The sequence below is a fragment of the Alteromonas sp. ISO5 genome (genome assembly GCF_058105165.1).
Genome location: NZ_CM176572.1, coordinates 2,008,016 through 2,023,085, shown reverse-complemented (window position 1 = coordinate 2,023,085; position 15,070 = coordinate 2,008,016). Strand labels below are relative to the sequence as shown.

General features: G+C 49.3%; 12 protein-coding genes and 1 pseudogene. 6 read left to right on the top strand and 7 right to left on the bottom strand.

Translation table 11 applies throughout. The features are described from left to right. Positions 1 to 52 precede the first annotated feature (52 nt). The 4 genes and pseudogenes from leuC (at position 53) to AC2T0J_RS09240 (ending at position 4,143) form a co-directional block, all read left to right on the top strand. Entirely contained in the window at positions 53 to 1,474 is a 1,422-nt protein-coding gene (gene leuC, locus AC2T0J_RS09255) for a 3-isopropylmalate dehydratase large subunit (protein WP_489809846.1), read from the top strand. Then, a complete protein-coding gene (gene leuD, locus AC2T0J_RS09250; RefSeq protein WP_489809845.1) occupies positions 1,471 to 2,112 on the top strand; it encodes a 3-isopropylmalate dehydratase small subunit in 642 nt (213 codons plus the stop codon). Before leuC ends, leuD begins: the two co-directional genes overlap by 4 nt. 91 nt (positions 2,113 to 2,203) lie before the next feature. Continuing rightward, positions 2,204 to 2,861 (top strand): annotated as a pseudogene (locus tag AC2T0J_RS09245) (transposase); the annotation flags it as partial. Between the two features lie 325 nt (positions 2,862 to 3,186). Then, entirely contained in the window at positions 3,187 to 4,143 is a 957-nt protein-coding gene (locus tag AC2T0J_RS09240) for a GGDEF domain-containing protein (protein ID WP_489809844.1), read from the top strand. A 175-nt stretch (positions 4,144 to 4,318) separates the two neighbouring features. Here the strand turns inward: AC2T0J_RS09240 and AC2T0J_RS09235 are convergent, their stop codons facing one another. The 5 genes from AC2T0J_RS09235 to AC2T0J_RS09215 all read right to left on the bottom strand — a co-directional run bounded on the left by AC2T0J_RS09235 (position 4,319) and on the right by AC2T0J_RS09215 (position 10,367). Further along, complete coding sequence (locus AC2T0J_RS09235; RefSeq protein WP_489809843.1) at positions 4,319 to 5,845, bottom strand: aldehyde dehydrogenase family protein; 1,527 nt, start codon at positions 5,843 to 5,845, stop codon at positions 4,319 to 4,321. A gap of 28 nt (positions 5,846 to 5,873) precedes the next feature. Beyond that, the gene (locus AC2T0J_RS09230; RefSeq protein ID WP_489809842.1) at positions 5,874 to 6,785 is read right to left on the bottom strand and encodes a polysaccharide deacetylase family protein; all 912 of its coding nucleotides are present in this window, start codon (positions 6,783 to 6,785) and stop codon (positions 5,874 to 5,876) included. 1 nt (position 6,786) lies between these two features. Continuing rightward, positions 6,787 to 7,533 (bottom strand): maleate cis-trans isomerase family protein, encoded by a 747-nt coding sequence (locus AC2T0J_RS09225; protein ID WP_489809841.1) that lies wholly within the window; start codon positions 7,531 to 7,533, stop codon positions 6,787 to 6,789. Between the two features lie 12 nt (positions 7,534 to 7,545). Then, complete coding sequence (locus AC2T0J_RS09220) at positions 7,546 to 8,739, bottom strand: FAD-dependent oxidoreductase (RefSeq protein ID WP_489809840.1); 1,194 nt, start codon at positions 8,737 to 8,739, stop codon at positions 7,546 to 7,548. Positions 8,740 to 8,843: 104 nt separating this feature from the next. After that, positions 8,844 to 10,367 (bottom strand): aldehyde dehydrogenase family protein, encoded by a 1,524-nt coding sequence (locus tag AC2T0J_RS09215; RefSeq protein WP_489809839.1) that lies wholly within the window; start codon positions 10,365 to 10,367, stop codon positions 8,844 to 8,846. A 250-nt stretch (positions 10,368 to 10,617) separates the two neighbouring features. Between AC2T0J_RS09215 and AC2T0J_RS09210 the strand changes: the two genes are divergently transcribed. Beyond that, positions 10,618 to 11,157 (top strand): VOC family protein, encoded by a 540-nt coding sequence (locus tag AC2T0J_RS09210; protein WP_489809838.1) that lies wholly within the window; start codon positions 10,618 to 10,620, stop codon positions 11,155 to 11,157. Next, the gene (locus tag AC2T0J_RS09205) at positions 11,154 to 11,915 is read left to right on the top strand and encodes a hypothetical protein (protein WP_489809837.1); all 762 of its coding nucleotides are present in this window, start codon (positions 11,154 to 11,156) and stop codon (positions 11,913 to 11,915) included. Before AC2T0J_RS09210 ends, AC2T0J_RS09205 begins: the two co-directional genes overlap by 4 nt. On the opposite strand, the gene AC2T0J_RS09200 is transcribed toward AC2T0J_RS09205, so the two are convergent. Beyond that, positions 11,842 to 13,440 (bottom strand): alpha/beta fold hydrolase, encoded by a 1,599-nt coding sequence (locus AC2T0J_RS09200; protein WP_489809836.1) that lies wholly within the window; start codon positions 13,438 to 13,440, stop codon positions 11,842 to 11,844. The genes AC2T0J_RS09205 and AC2T0J_RS09200 overlap by 74 nt on opposite strands. Next, complete coding sequence (locus AC2T0J_RS09195; protein WP_489809835.1) at positions 13,427 to 15,037, bottom strand: FAD-binding oxidoreductase; 1,611 nt, start codon at positions 15,035 to 15,037, stop codon at positions 13,427 to 13,429. The genes AC2T0J_RS09200 and AC2T0J_RS09195 overlap by 14 nt, the downstream gene beginning before the upstream one ends. Positions 15,038 to 15,070 lie beyond the last annotated feature (33 nt).

The window sequence follows — 15,070 nt, the reverse complement described above, 5'->3', positions numbered from 1 at the left end:
CAGGCTGGAATCGGGGTTTCGTGTTTATCTGTTTTCGTACTCTGGAGTTCTTATGAGCGCGCCTCGCACCCTTTACGACAAACTCTGGGACCGCCGTTTAGTTAAACAAAACGATAACGGTACGGCCCTGATTTACATTGACCGCCATATAGTACACGAGGTGTCTTCTGCCCAGGCTTTTGAAGGTCTGGCGGCCGCAGGGCGAAAGCCCTGGCGTACTAATGCCATTATTGCCACGCCCGATCATAACGTACCTACCACTGAACGTGATAAAGGCATTGCCGGCATTACCGACGATACGTCACGTATTCAGGTACAAACCCTCGATGACAATTGCAAAACCTTTAATGTGCCGCAATTTGCTCTGAACGATAAGCGTCAGGGGATCGTACATGTTATTGCACCTGAACAAGGCCTAACTTTACCGGGCATGACCGTTGTCTGTGGTGATTCGCACACCGCTACCCATGGTGCGTTTGCGGCCCTTGGCGTCGGGATTGGTACTTCTGAAGTAGAACACGTACTGGCGACCCAGTGTCTGATTCAGCGTAAGGCTAAAAATCTGCGTATCGACGTTTCCGGTCAGTTAGGCCGTGGCGTCACCGCCAAAGATGTAGTGCTGTATATCATCAGTCAAGTTGGCACCGCGGCCGGCACAGGTTGCACTATCGAGTTTACGGGTGATGCAATTTACAGTTTATCGATGGAAGGTCGTATGACCTTGTGCAACATGGCCATTGAAGCAGGCGCCCGTGCTGGTCTGGTGGCTTATGATGAAACAACAGAAGCCTATGTAAAAGGCCGCCCTTATGCGCCCACCGGTGCCGACTGGGACAAGGCTGTTGCGATGTGGCGAGACCTAAAGAGCGACCCTGGCGCTAAATTCGACATCGAGTATTGTTTTAAGGCTGAAGACATTCGCCCACAAGTAAGTTGGGGTACCTCACCCGAAATGGTCGTACCGGTGGATGCATGCGTACCTGACGTTGACAGTCTGCCTGCCGCCAAGTCAGCCGACTATCAAAAAGCCATGCAATACATGGGACTTAAGCCGGGTCAATCCATTACCAGCATCACGTTAGATCGGGTATTTGTTGGGTCTTGTACTAATTCCCGAATAGAAGATATTCGCGCTGTCGCTGACATCGTAAAAGGCAAACACATCGCACCTAATATTAAACAAGCACTGGTCGTCCCTGGTTCTGGTTTAGTTAAACAGCAAGCCGAAGACGAAGGACTGGATAAAATCATCTCTGCTGCCGGCTTTGAATGGCGTTCGCCAGGCTGTTCCATGTGTCTGGCCATGAATGCTGATCGCCTATACGAAGGCGAGCACTGCGCTTCCACGTCAAACCGCAATTTTGAAAGTCGTCAGGGCAGCGGTGGACGTACCCATTTGGTGAGCCCGGCAATGGCTGCTGCAGCAGCTATCAATGGTCACTTCGTAGATATATCAAAGGAGGCTGCGCTATGAAGCCGTTTACTCAGCACACCGGTCAGGTGTATCCCTTTGACCGCGCAAACATCGATACCGATGCCATACTGCCAAAGCAATACCTGAAATCCATTCGTAAGTTTGGTTATGGCGACTGGTTGTTCGACGACTTGCGTTACCTTGATAGCGGCGATTCGACAACACCGGTATCTGAGCGCCGTAAGAATCACGATTTCTTACTTAATCATAATGATTATGCCGGTAGTAGTATCTTGCTCGCCAGGGACAACTTTGGCTGTGGTTCCAGCCGGGAGCACGCGGTATGGGCACTTCGGGACTATGGATTTGCAGTTATACTGGCACCTAGCTTTGCCGACATTTTTTACAATAACTGTTTTAAAAATGGCATGTTACCGATAGCTCTGCCCAGTAATGTTATCGATCAATTGTTTGAGGTGAGCCTCACTGAGAAACTCTTCCTTACGGTAGACTTACAATCCAAGTTACTGCTTACTGAAACGAAGCAATGGCATTTTGATATCGACGAATCCCGCCGCCAGAACCTGTTATTAGGGCTGGATGAAATATCCGTTACACTTAAAGACGCCGCTCAAATACATGCCTTTGAAGATAAGCTGCAACAAGCTGAACCCTGGATTTTTCAATCCATCTGTTAATACCACCATGCTTGCCGGTTAATTTTGCTAACCGGCAGCTCTCAATTTTGCTATCAGTCTACTCAGTGAACAACTAGTCAATGCCCATAGGGAAGATGCGCTGTTCGAGATTGCCTCAATACGCCAGTTGCCCAACTGTCACTGGATAAGACCATTCGCACCACCATCATAAATTTCCGGCACTTACTGGAAAAACACAAGCTGACGCGTAGGTTATTCAAAACCGTCAAGCAATGGCTGTCGGAGTGCGGTGTGATGATGACGCAGGGCACACTGGTGGATGCGACGGTTATTGAAAGTCCCAAGCTCCACTTAGAACAAAGACAAACAACGCGTCCCGGATATGCATCAGACCAAGAAAGGCAACGAACATGACCTGAACCAGCTGAAAAACCTGCTACACAGTGATAAGAAATTCGTTTCTGGCGGTGCTGGTTATCAGGGAGCAGAGAAACGGCAAGAACCTAAAGATAAGCATGTAGCATGGCTGATAGCAGAGCGCCCCGGTAAAGTTCGTGCGCTGAAAAGGCCCCCACGAAAGAACAAAACTCCCATCAATATCGAATACCTCAAAGCCAGCATCCGAGCAAAAGCGAAACACCCGTTTGCATTATCAAATGCCAATTGGGTTTTATCAAAGCTCACTACAACGGATTGATGAAAATGACCGTCAATTGACTATGCTATTCACTCTGGCAAACCTGTTTAAACCAGACCCGATGTTACGACGACAGCTAAGATCTGCCTGAACCCCCGGATTAACCCGGAATAAGGTCACAATTCGACCTGAAACAGTAGTATATTGCCCAAAACTGGGAATTTTTCGTTTAAAATTTAAGCTATCCGTAAAACGTCTCGCTACAGCTCTAAATGGCAGGACTTATTCGCCGTTTCCCTAGCGTCTTACAGGCATTGATGGTAAATTTACCTCTTCTCCCATCGTCCTTCGCTCCTCTTTTTTGCTATAATATTGAGCGGCAATTATACATAGCATTTCCAAGGTCACTGTTTGGCAAAACTTTGCGATATTACTTTTAGAAGTATTTAATCCACGTAGCAATATAACGATACCCTATGAAAATACCAGTTACGTCTCCAGACCTCGTCAACATCACCGATGAAGATAGTTATAAAGCGATGGTTACCATTCTCAATAGCCTGGATGCGTTGGTCTATGTGGCTGATATTCAAACCCATGAACTCCTATTTTTGAATGAATACGGTCAAGCCCGGTGGGGAACCCCAAACGGAAACCGATGTTGGGGTGTATTACAGACCGGGCAAAAAGGCCCCTGTGAATTTTGTACCAACCAACATCTTCTCGACTCAAATAATAAGCCTACCGGAGTCTATGTATGGGAACTGCAAAATACCGTTAATGGAAGATGGTACCAGTGCCGTGACCAGGCGATACGTTGGATTGATGGACGAATGGTCAGAATTGAGATAGCTACAGATATCACTGAACGCAAACGCATGGAGCAACTGTTAGAAGATGAACGTAAACATGCTGACCGATTAGCGCGGACAGACATGCTGACCGGTTTAAACAATCGCCGTGAGTTTTTTGCTCTCGGTAATCAGTTATTTAAACAAGCGGCACGCTTTAAAAAGCCCATAGCATTGATTATGTTTGATCTTGATTACTTTAAACAGATTAATGACAACCACGGTCACACAGCGGGCGATACCGTATTAAAAAACATCAGTGAAGTTGCCCTGAAAACCGTGCGTGAGGCCGATGTGTTAGCCAGACTGGGAGGCGAAGAATTTGCTATTTTATTGCCACAAACCCATTTGGACGACGCCGTTAAACTAGCGCACCGGCTGCAGCAAGCTTTCGTTGAGAACCCTACGTTATTTCAGCAAACTCAAATTCCATGTACCGCGAGTTTTGGCATCACCTGGACAACGACACCCGGCAATACTTCATTAGATGAATTAGTTTCAGAGGCAGATCAAGGGCTTTATATGGCCAAACGTGATGGTCGTAATCGATGTGCTGTCATTGAGCAGTCAAATTCACTATGAATATACAAAACCAGTCCTCACTGAGAGAGTTATATTCTTTCCACTGCTCGGGTTAAAAGGAATTCGTTGTTTCTGAAACTGTTTTAGCAAACAGAGAAAGGCCACTGCATTTAATGCAATGGCCTTGGGGGCTCGGAAATTGGTAACACTATCTTTTGATTTGTGAGTGAATGCTTTATAGCACCGCGCACACAGTTTTCCATTCCAGGTAGTTATCCAGCGCCTGTTTACCGCTGTCACGACCATAGCCTGACATTTTCATACCACCGATAGGCAATGAGGCATCAAACATTGAGTGGCAGTTGATCCACACGGTACCGGCTTCCATTTCGCGCGATAAACGATGCGCAGCAGAGAGATCCTGCGTCCAGATACTGGCTGCCAAGCCATATTCGTTGTCGTTACACCAGGCCATGGCTTCGTCGAGATCATCATAAGGCTCAGCCACTAACACCGGACCAAACACCTCTTCACAATGAATAGGCATATCGGTGCTTGTGTTCGTAACCACCGTTGGCGCGATATAAGTGCCGTTTTCGCCTAAGCGCACCCCGCCGCACAGCACTTTGGCACCGTTAGCTTTTGCCTGTTCGATAAACTGCTCAATCTTTTCAGCTTGCGCAACCGATACAACAGGGCCCATTTGAGTGGCCTGATCGAGGCCATGACCCATTTGCATGCTCTCGGCGTAAGCGGCAATCCCCTCGACCACTTTGTCGAAGACAGAGCGGTGAATATAGGTACGTGAGTTCGCCACACATACTTGCCCACCGTTAAAAAAGATGCCATTGGCAATGCCTGGGATAACCAGTTCAAGGTCAGCATCCGGCAATACCAACGCCGGCGACTTCCCGCCTAACTCAAGGGTGACACGAGTTAAGTGTTTTTTACTAGCTTCCACAATGGCACGGCCAGTGGCAGTCGAACCGGTAAACGCAATTTTGTCGATGCCTTTATGATTGGTGAGCGCGCTACCACAGCTTGCGCCGTCACCAGTAACCACATTCACGACGCCAGCGGGCACACCTGCTTCGGTAATTATTTCGGCCAAGCGCAGTGCACTCAATGAGGTTAATTCGGCAGGCTTATGCACTAGCGTACAACCGGCTGCTAACGCTGGCGCAATTTTCATCGCGGTAAGGATAAGTGGTGAATTCCACGGTGTTACCGCGGCGACCACACCTACCGGCTGACGGAGCGTCCATGCCTGCACTTGCTTACCCTGTGGCTGGTAATTAATCGAAGTATTGATGGTGTTGCCGTCGAGCGATAATGCCTGAGCGGCAAAAAAGCGGAACTGATTCGCGGTGGCCGGAATTTCGGCCCAGCGTGCAACATAGTAAGGTTTACCCTGATCCAGTACTTCCAGCTCGCACAGTTCATCCATATTCGCATCTATCAAATCAGCAATACGGTTTAGGATCTGACTACGCTCTAGCGGAGTCAGGGTTGCCCAAGGACCTTTTAAGGCTTCGCGTGCCGCAGCCACAGCCTGGTCAACATCCTCGCTACCCGCATTCGCGATGCGCGCCAGGACTTTACCTGTAGCAGGATCGGTAGTGTCCAGATAAGTGCCACTTAAAGGTGCCTGAAACGCGCCATTAATGTACAACTGTTTGTCTTCAACTGAAGCCAGTAACGCTTTGGCTGCCTCGGTTTGCGGGACAGGCGTTGCGCCGTCGTTCACGATGGAATAAGACATAAAATGCTCCTTGGGTTAACCGGTCAGATTAGATCTGACCCGGAATATGACTTTCCTGCTGGGTTAAATACCAGTCGGCGATTTCTTCACGGGTTGCCCACCACACGCCAGGCAGCGTTTTGGCGTATTCGATAAATTCACGAATCGCACGGATACGATAAGCACGACCCGTTACATGCGGGTGTAAACCGATGTTCATGATGCGCGCCTGGGTTTCACCTTCTTTGTACAACTGGTTCAACTCTTCAATCAGGATATCTCGATACTCGTCAGTTGTGTGACCACGACGGGTAATAATGGTGAAGTCATTAATTTCGTTGCTGTACGGTACAGATACAATCGGACCAGCCTCAGTTCTGATCATAAACGGCTGGTCGTCGTTCATAATGTCGCAGTAGAACTTATAGCCTTCTTCGGCCAGAATTTTGGGCGTATTCAGCGTGCCGCGCAGTGACGAAGACAACCAGCCTTTAGGGCGACGCCCTACGTGTTGCTCGAACATCTCAATAGAACGCGAAATCACTTCACGCTCCCTGGCTTCGTCTTTCGCAAAATTAGTTAGCAGTTCGCCCTGCTCGTAGTTGTGGGTAATCAGTTCCCAACCACGATCCAGACACGCCTGCACCATGGCATTACGACGCTCGAAGGTGACCGCATTAGTCGTGCAGCTGGCTTTAATACCCAGCTCATCAAACAGGTCATACAAACGCCAGATACCGACACGCTGGCCGTATTCACGCCAGGTAAAGTTTGGGTAATCAGGAATATTCCCCGGCAGCGTGTCCGGCAGTACCGCCGGGCCACCTGCGTAATAGGGAGCATCGGTATCTTTAATCAGATCCCAGGTTTCCAGATTGAAGGTCAGAATCAGCGCAACACGCTTATCGTCAGGCCATTTAAGCTGACCACGCTGACTAATGGGTACATAATCGTATTGCATATTAATACTCCTCCAGCAGTCGGCCATAGCCGTTAATTTTGTCGGTAATGCCGAAACTACGCAGAGCGTGCCAGTAAGTTGCGGTATTGATCGCAATTACCGGTTTACCCAATTCAAGTTCCAGCGTAGAGGCCAGTTTGGCCATTGACAGGTTAGTACCTACCTGCAAAATGGCATCCACGCTGTCGTTGTCCATTTGCTTCACTACTTCCCGTACGCGGTGGTTGCTGATTTCAGCAATGGCAGTCCAGGTCGGGGCTCGAAAAGGATGGTCGGCAACCGTTTCAATACCGTAGTCGCTTAAAAAGTTGCGAACTTCGTTATTCGCCACCGGATAGTACGGCGACAGAAACGCAACTTTCTTTATACCGCCAATGGCTTTCATGGCTTCAACCACTGACACGGAACCAATCGAAGATTGCACGCCAGAGACTTCATTGATGTTTTTCTGCCAGGTTTCGGCGCCTTTAGCACCGCCGTAGAAGGTTATAGCCGACATCCCCATTACCAGGTAATCCGGCGCGCACGTCATGACGCCCTTCACAGCATCTACAGTGCCTTGATCGATAAGTTGAGTTCCCTTTAAAAAGGTTTCATCGGACAACGCTTTGGCATTGTCAACAATAATACGGCTGTAGTGGTTGGTCACCCCGGCCGGACGCATGGCTTCCATTTCAGGTTGTACTGTGGTGTTTGTAGACGGTCCTAACACACCAAATTTTGCGCGATATCCAAGTACATCAGTCATTACAGTATCTCCTTACTTAATTGAACGTTCTTGATCTAAGCTGGCGTACATGGCCTGACGGCGCAGGAATGCTTTGCGCTTAACCGGATCATCACGGGTGTCGCGCATTTCCTGCAGACGCATGTCGTGATTTTCTTCTGGACTGTGTTCAAGTAACTTCTTGTTCTGAATGGTTTGTGCCTGGATAAAGCTATGGGTAACCGGGCGACGCTGACGGTCGTACAACGCAAAGTTTTCGTCGTCGTGACCTTCAGTCAGGTTTTTGTAAATCTTGTCGCACAGGTTCCAGGCATCGTGGATACCACTGTTCATACCAAAACCACCCAGCGGGTTGTTCATGTGGCAGGCATCGCCTACCAGACAAACGCGGCCATGGTTAAATTGCTTCGCTACACGCTGGTGTACGCGGTAAATAGTGCGGTGTTCGGTTTCGATGTCTTCGCGGCCAATCAGGTCACGGAAGACCTGATTTTTCTTCTCATCAGACAAAATGTATTCATCCGGCTGATCAGCGGGTGCTGGCACCAGAATACGCCATACGCTGGGTACGCGAAGCAGTACCATCCACTCTTTCGGATCTGACACGTAGTTCACATATTCCAGATCCGGGATGTAGTCTTTCAGCTCGGTTTTGGTCGATAGCGTGAGGAATTTTTCAGGGTATGTGAAACCTTCAAATTCAACACCCAGCCATTTACGAATAATCGAGTTACCGCCATCGGCTGCAACCAGGTATTTTGCTCTTACTTTTTCAATTTCAAACGGGCCTTCAAGCGCAACTTCAACGCCATCGTCGGTTTGTTCGAAATGCACCACCCGGTGGCTGAATTTCACTTCGGCTTTAGGGTGTGCTTCGAGTTTTTCTGCCAACATGTTGGCCAGCACGTGTTGCTCACACTGCAGTCGGTAGGGGAATTTTTCTTCGCCTTCCAGCTCCGATAAATCAAACTCCACTACTTCGCCCGATGAACGCTCGCGAAAGTGATATTTTGGCGCTTTTAACCCGCGCGCAATAAGCGTTTCAGCAATGCCCAACTCATCGAGCATTTCCAGCGTTGGCGGATGGAACGTCGAGGCGCGAAGATCGATTGCACAGTTAGGGCCTGCTTCACAAAGCATTACATCAAACCCCATAGTGGCCAGACGGTAAGCAGCTACCGTTCCTACCGGCCCTGCGCCGGCAACGATGACCTGTGTTGATTTCATAGTATTTTCACCTTTGTTTGTAGTACGCATGGTATCCCTTGCGTTTTCACCCGCCTGTCTGCGTATGCAATACGCGCTGGCTTTTTGTTATCTCACCTACACCGTTACAGGCGTGCTGTAACGGCTTTGGTTTCCAGGTAGGCATCGAGGCCTTCCTGACCAAATTCTCGTCCCCATCCGGACTGACCGTAGCCACCAAACGGAATGTTGGTACCAATGGCACCATGGCAATTAATCGACACCTGTCCCGCACGAATGCGTGCAACCAGGGAATGTGCGGTGGATAAGTTAGTGGTCCACACACTGCCCGATAACCCGTACTCGGTGTTATTGGCCATAGCGGCAATCTCATCTAAATCGGTGGTGCTAAAGCGCTGAACGGCCATCACCGGACCAAAGATTTCTTCTTTAACAATCGCCATATCCGGCGTGCAGTGAGTAAAGATGGTCGGCTCGATAAAGTTACCCTCGCCCTCTAGCATTTCGCCGCCGCACACCAACGTTGCACCCTCTTCAATGCCTTTTTGGATATAGCCGTACACCTTGTCGCGATGGGCTTTGGAAATCAGCGGGCCGATAAAGGTCTCTGGCTTAAGGCCATGACCAATGACAAACTGGCGCGCAAAAGCAGCTATCTGCTCAATGCATTCATCGTGAATGCTGTCATGAATAAAAATACGGGTACCGGCCATGCAGTTCTGGCCTTGCAGGAAGAACGTTGCCATGGCCACACCGGGCACCACCAGCGACAGGTCAGCATCGGGCATGATCACCACCGGCGATTTACCACCCAATTCCAGTGAGACTTTTTTCAGGTTGCCCATGGCCGCAGCAATGACTTTACGACCCGTTGCGGTAGAGCCGGTAAAGGAGATTTTGTCGACCTGTGGATGCTCAGCTAAATGCTGTCCGGCGTCGTAACCGTAGCCATTAACGATGTTCACTACGCCCGGCGGAAAGCCGGCTTCGATAATCAGTTCGCCGAGCAATAAAATAGACAGTGGCGTTTCTTCTGACGGCTTAACCACGACCGTACAACCGGCGGCCAGCGCTGGCGCTAACTTAAGCACGGCGGTAGAAATGGGTACATTCCAGGGGACGATTTGCCCGGCGACTCCTACCGGCTCTTTGACTGTATAAGTTAAGGCTTCAGCTACTTCGGTAATGTGGCGTGGCGGGTTGGTTGTTGTACCTTCAATACGCTGGGCTGCGCCCGCGTAATAATCGAACATTTCTGAAATATTCTGAATAGTCAGTGCCGAGATAAACCGCGGCATTCCGTTATCAAGAATTTCCAGCTCGGTAAAGGTATCTACGTGGTCTTCAATCAACCGTGCCAGTTTAGATAAGTATTTTGCGCGCTCAAAATGGGAAAGCTTTGACCAGGGGCCACTAAACGCCGCATTGGCAGCCGCAACGGCTTTGTCAATATCGGCCTGATGACCGATGGCGACTGTGGCAATTTTCTCGCCGGTAGCCGGATCGAAGGAGTCAATAGAATCGCCTTTTTCCCCGGCTACCCACTCTCCATTTATTAACAGCAGGTGTTCCTTAGCCAGGTAATCACGGGTCGCCTCACTGACATGTGCCAGTGACGACCAACCTGATTCAATGGGATTAACTTGCATTCGACTCTCCGGTAATCTGATCTGCGCTAGCGATACAACATCTGCGCAGACACACGTTCATTGGAGAACCATATAAGCAATAAAGTTATGCCTCTATGACAAAAGTCAATCACATCGCGGATGTATAGCATCCTGTGCTTTGCGGCAAATTAACCAGATAAAACCTTACATCAGTTGATAATTATCATGGCCCGATGATTCGTCTTTCCGCATAAATATCACCCAACAGTCAACTAACGTCGAGCCCCCGATGACACAACGACCCACCATGCAAACTGGTTTATCAGCTCTCATTCGCACGACGTTGTTTGTCCGTAACAGACAACAAGCAAAAGCCTTTTACGCTGCATTAGGATTTAACGAAATCTATTTTGAAGGCGTGCTTGAGCATCCCTCTGCCAGCCAGGTGTTAGGTTTTGATGAAATCACACCCTATCCCATTTCGATTCTTAAAGTACCGGGACCAAACATGGGCATGCTGGGCTTGTTTGAACTACCCACAAGCGCAGAACAAGTGGCAATAGGCACCGGTGCGGCGTGTATTGGTGAGTCAGCTCAGATTTATTATGTTGCTGATTTAGATAGCGTAATACCAAAACTGGCAGCGGCAGGTGCCAGTTGGCTTCCGGAGCCGGTAATGTTTGAACTGGGGCATTTACAACATCGTGAAATATGTCTGCGCGATCCGGATGGTTTTTTAGTGAATTTAATTGAGCGTAATCCACTGGCTCAACGCTTAAGCGGCCCCGAGATACCCTTTACTCCCCTTGACGGATTGATATCACCATGACAACAGCACACCGTTCAGATCGCGTAACCCGCGGCACTATTGGCTACCGAAATCACCGCGACATACTGGTAGGCACAGAGCAGTTCGCCATCAGTTACCGTGATACAGGCATCACGCTGGACGCTCAATGTGACTTACAGGAATTGTTCTTACAGCGCCACGTTAACATCGTCATGAACGAGCGCTGGCAGCCAATCCTTGGTGACTTAAATCTTAAACATCATCGTAAGTTCCTGCTTAACAGTGAATTTGATGTAAGCAGCGAGAAGATTAACGTCCATAACCAACGTGCCGGTGAACAGTGTATTGTTCAGGCTTTACCTAACACGCTCGGGATCAAACACCTGGGCCTGCACCCGCTGCAGGGCGATGCGTTAATTACCAGGCAACTACCGAAAGTCCTGCGGGCCAACAAATTCTATTCAATACCAGCGGTAACCAACTCGGTGTCGGAAAATGGAGTAGATGATAAGCAGGCCAGCATACTTAACATTGCTGTCGCGTATAGCGGGATTGAGCCGGTTAACGTATCGGCGGGACAGTTCATGGCCCGTCGTTATAAATTATGCTGGCACCCCAAGTGGCCCCCTGCTTACCTCTGGACCATGGTAGATGAACCTGTGTTCCTAAAAATGATTTGGTCTCAGGTTCCCTATTGGTACGAACTACTTGAATTTGAGAAGGCTAAGCCTGCACAGCCTCAAGCAGCCAATGCCAGTTACTTACCGACTCATCTTCCTCAACAACTTGCAGGCTAGTATGAGCCGGCAAGTCTACTGTAGCTGGCTTTAACTCAGCAAGCAGTTCAGCTATCACCGGCGCACTGATTAATCTGTCCAGCATACGCTGTTGCAACCTGGCCGGGATAGACACAATGGCGTCTCGTTGTTGGGGCTGTTCATTGCCTAAATTCCAGGGTGCGAGCAAAGCACTGTCACGCTCTGCATACCAGGCTTTAAGCAACTGACTACCGGCAAAATCTGGCGTGAGATCCGGAGTAAAACCAGCATCATTAGGCGCTTGGGCTGCTTCGCAGCAGACAATTTTAGTGACGTTAATATCCGAATGCGCTGCCAGCAACGCCGCATAGTTTTTACTTAAACCCATGGCAATAATAGTGCATTGCGTTACATCATGAGTTGCCAGTAGGCCACCCAGAATCCTGACGATAAGTTCGCAGTCAGCACCAATATAATCAGACTGCCCATGCCCGGATAGATCAGGCGCAAGAACACAATGACGCTCAGCCAGCAGGTCAATCAATTCGGCATAGCGGACAATGCTCTGCCCTAAATCATGGAGAAACAATATCGTTGGCGATGATTTACAGCCGCTCTGCACATAATGCATGGCAAAGCTCCCGTAATTCAGAAGTTGTCGTTTACGGCTGTCACACGATGTACATTCTGGCGGTATATCAATAGTGCTGGCTGCCACAAACTCCAATGCAAAAGCTGCAGTGGCCGGCGTAACATCAGAAAATTGAGCGACTACCTGCACTTGGGTGGTATTAGTTAATGGCGGGTAATCCGGTACGTATTGAACCAACGCATCGCATTCGGCAACCACAAGCAATGTCGGCACGGTTAATCGGGTGAGATCCGGCGTAATATCATAATCAAGTACGGCTCGATAACCGGTTTTATAGTGCTCTCCGGCACGCAGTATTTCCATTGCGCTTTCATGCATGTCATCAGTACTGGCAGGCCAGTGAATTCGCGTTTCAGGGACACGATGATACCAAGGGTAGAAGCAATGCTGGTCGCGAATCCGCGACCATACCCTGGGCAGGTGCGAACCTTCCCAGTCCGGTTCAAAATCAGGAAAATAATTGGCTACCAACTGATCGCGGGTAAGCTGGTCATTAATTAAAATACCATTGGCAATTAACGCCGATAGTTTTTCGGGATAACGCGCCGCAAAGCGCACGCCAAATATCGCCCCGGAATGACTGCCAAATATGGCAGGCTTAATCATACCGAGGGCATCCAATAACCCGTCCAACGCGTCGGTAAAGTCATCTATTGTTGCGTGGTTATCGGGTAGTGGATCAGAGTAGCCATAGCCAGGTGTGTCCGGGGCAATAACCGTAAAATCGCTGGCCAGTTGACCTATCATACCTATCAACTCGGCCGAACTTTTGGGCGACTGATGAATCAGAACAATGGGCGGTCCGCTGCCTGCAGTGCGATAATGCACCAAACGGCAACCGACCTGCACAAAACGACGCTGCACCGTGAGTTTATTGGGTACAGCGTTACATTGAGGACTATTTGGTGTCAAAGCCTAGATTACCCGGCGCAATTAACCCTTCGGTATCAGTGGCTTGCTTAATATGCTGCAACACCGCTGTACCTGTATCATTGAGTCTTGACAAATAGGGGTACGCTTTACCTAACTGGAAGTTTATTGCCCCGAATTTTTCGAACAGGGCAGCCATGTCGTCCTTGAGTTGGTGAACATAATGACGGGCCGCCTGATTTGCTTCGTAACGCGGCAACTTGGCCAGGTAATCAGCCGGGACTACTTTTTTGTGGTAAGCAGTGATTTCATCCGGCCAGTAAATGGCAATCTCATAGAGGAAACCAGAAGACCCCACCGTAGCAAACATACCGCCATACCACACACCATACTTGTCTAAATCTGCTTTTCGCTCGGCATAGAACCGTTCGAGTGCGGCGTGAAATGCTTTCACCTGTGAGTGAGCCAGAATCCCATGCATTGGCACCCAGCGTTCGCCAGAAGGCCCCAGAGTATTATAAAATGGCGCAAACGGCATTCCACGCACCACCGAAGGCACCGTTGCCGGAATTTCCTGTCCTAGTGGCTGGTTTATTTCGCGAATACGTTGTAAACGGCCTTTTGCTTCGGTATCCGTTACCCCTTCCACGATGTAATGTGTCATATAGGGAGATTCGCTGATCACACGACGTGCCGAGACTGCTGAGGTGAGTAACTGCTTTATACCCGACAGGAATGACGGCGAGCTTTTAAGAATCGAAAGTGCCATTTTTATCGTTTGACCCGCTTTATCCTGACGGGCTATCTGGCCCTGTGATAGCGCTCCATCCAGTGCCAAATGCGTATCTTCCAGGCGTTCCTGAGAAATAAGACGCATTGACTCATGCATCGCATTAAAATCATTAAAGGCAAATGAGATAGTCTGATGACTCGGGCGCTGCCGGATAAGCGGCAGGGTAATCGATACTTTAACACCCATTACGCTGCAATCACCGGTAAACAATCCGGTTAAATCCGGCCCGAAGAAACGACAAAAGGGGGAACTGCCGGCCGCTGCTGATCCCGTACTTAACACCTCGCCGTTACCCAGCACCACGGTCACTGACTGCACACTTTGTGCCGAGATACCGTGAGCTCCGGAGCCGTGCGAAATAGTATTTTGTGAAACCGATCCACCTACGGTGGCATGTAAACCGGAGAAAGGTCCCCAGAATGGGGTGCGCCACCCCTTGGCATCCAATTTTTCTTTCAGTTGTGCCCAGGTGACACCTGCTTCAACGGTTACATAAGCGTCTTCTTCATTGATTTCGGTGATTCGATTCATGTGGCTCATATCCAGCAACACGTGATTACCTGTCAGTGGCAGATAACCATCTGTATATGACGCTCCGCCGCCACGTACTGATATAGCCAGACCCGAGTCATGACAATACTTTACGGCTGCCTGAACCTGTTCCACGCTAATGGGTTGAATAACTACAACCGGCACACTGAGCTGGCGATAAACATCGGTGTGTAAATGTTGCGATTCACCGGATAATAGGACTCGATCTTTGCCTAGCAACGCCTGTAGGGCGGCATGGTGATCGCTACTGTTATCAGTATCGACTGCTTGCGAAACGGCCACGTTCTTCGTCATAGCTTAACCTATCTTCATTTGTGTTTTTGCACG

Bases quoted from the DNA above. Each gene is read 5' to 3' on its own strand.
- leuD (WP_489809845.1), top strand. From the start codon at position 1,471: ATGAAGCCGTTTACTCAGCACACCGGTCAGGTGTATCCCTTTGACCGC.
- AC2T0J_RS09210 (WP_489809838.1), top strand. From the start codon at position 10,618: ATGACACAACGACCCACCATGCAAACTGGTTTATCAGCTCTCATTCGC.
- AC2T0J_RS09205 (WP_489809837.1), top strand. From the start codon at position 11,154: ATGACAACAGCACACCGTTCAGATCGCGTAACCCGCGGCACTATTGGC.
- AC2T0J_RS09240 (WP_489809844.1), top strand. From the start codon at position 3,187: ATGAAAATACCAGTTACGTCTCCAGACCTCGTCAACATCACCGATGAA.
- leuC (WP_489809846.1), top strand. From the start codon at position 53: ATGAGCGCGCCTCGCACCCTTTACGACAAACTCTGGGACCGCCGTTTA.
- AC2T0J_RS09215 (WP_489809839.1), bottom strand. From the start codon at position 10,367: ATGCAAGTTAATCCCATTGAATCAGGTTGGTCGTCACTGGCACATGTC.
- AC2T0J_RS09230 (WP_489809842.1), bottom strand. From the start codon at position 6,785: ATGCAATACGATTATGTACCCATTAGTCAGCGTGGTCAGCTTAAATGG.
- AC2T0J_RS09235 (WP_489809843.1), bottom strand. From the start codon at position 5,845: ATGTCTTATTCCATCGTGAACGACGGCGCAACGCCTGTCCCGCAAACC.
- AC2T0J_RS09225 (WP_489809841.1), bottom strand. From the start codon at position 7,533: ATGACTGATGTACTTGGATATCGCGCAAAATTTGGTGTGTTAGGACCG.
- AC2T0J_RS09220 (WP_489809840.1), bottom strand. From the start codon at position 8,739: ATGAAATCAACACAGGTCATCGTTGCCGGCGCAGGGCCGGTAGGAACG.
- AC2T0J_RS09195 (WP_489809835.1), bottom strand. From the start codon at position 15,037: ATGACGAAGAACGTGGCCGTTTCGCAAGCAGTCGATACTGATAACAGT.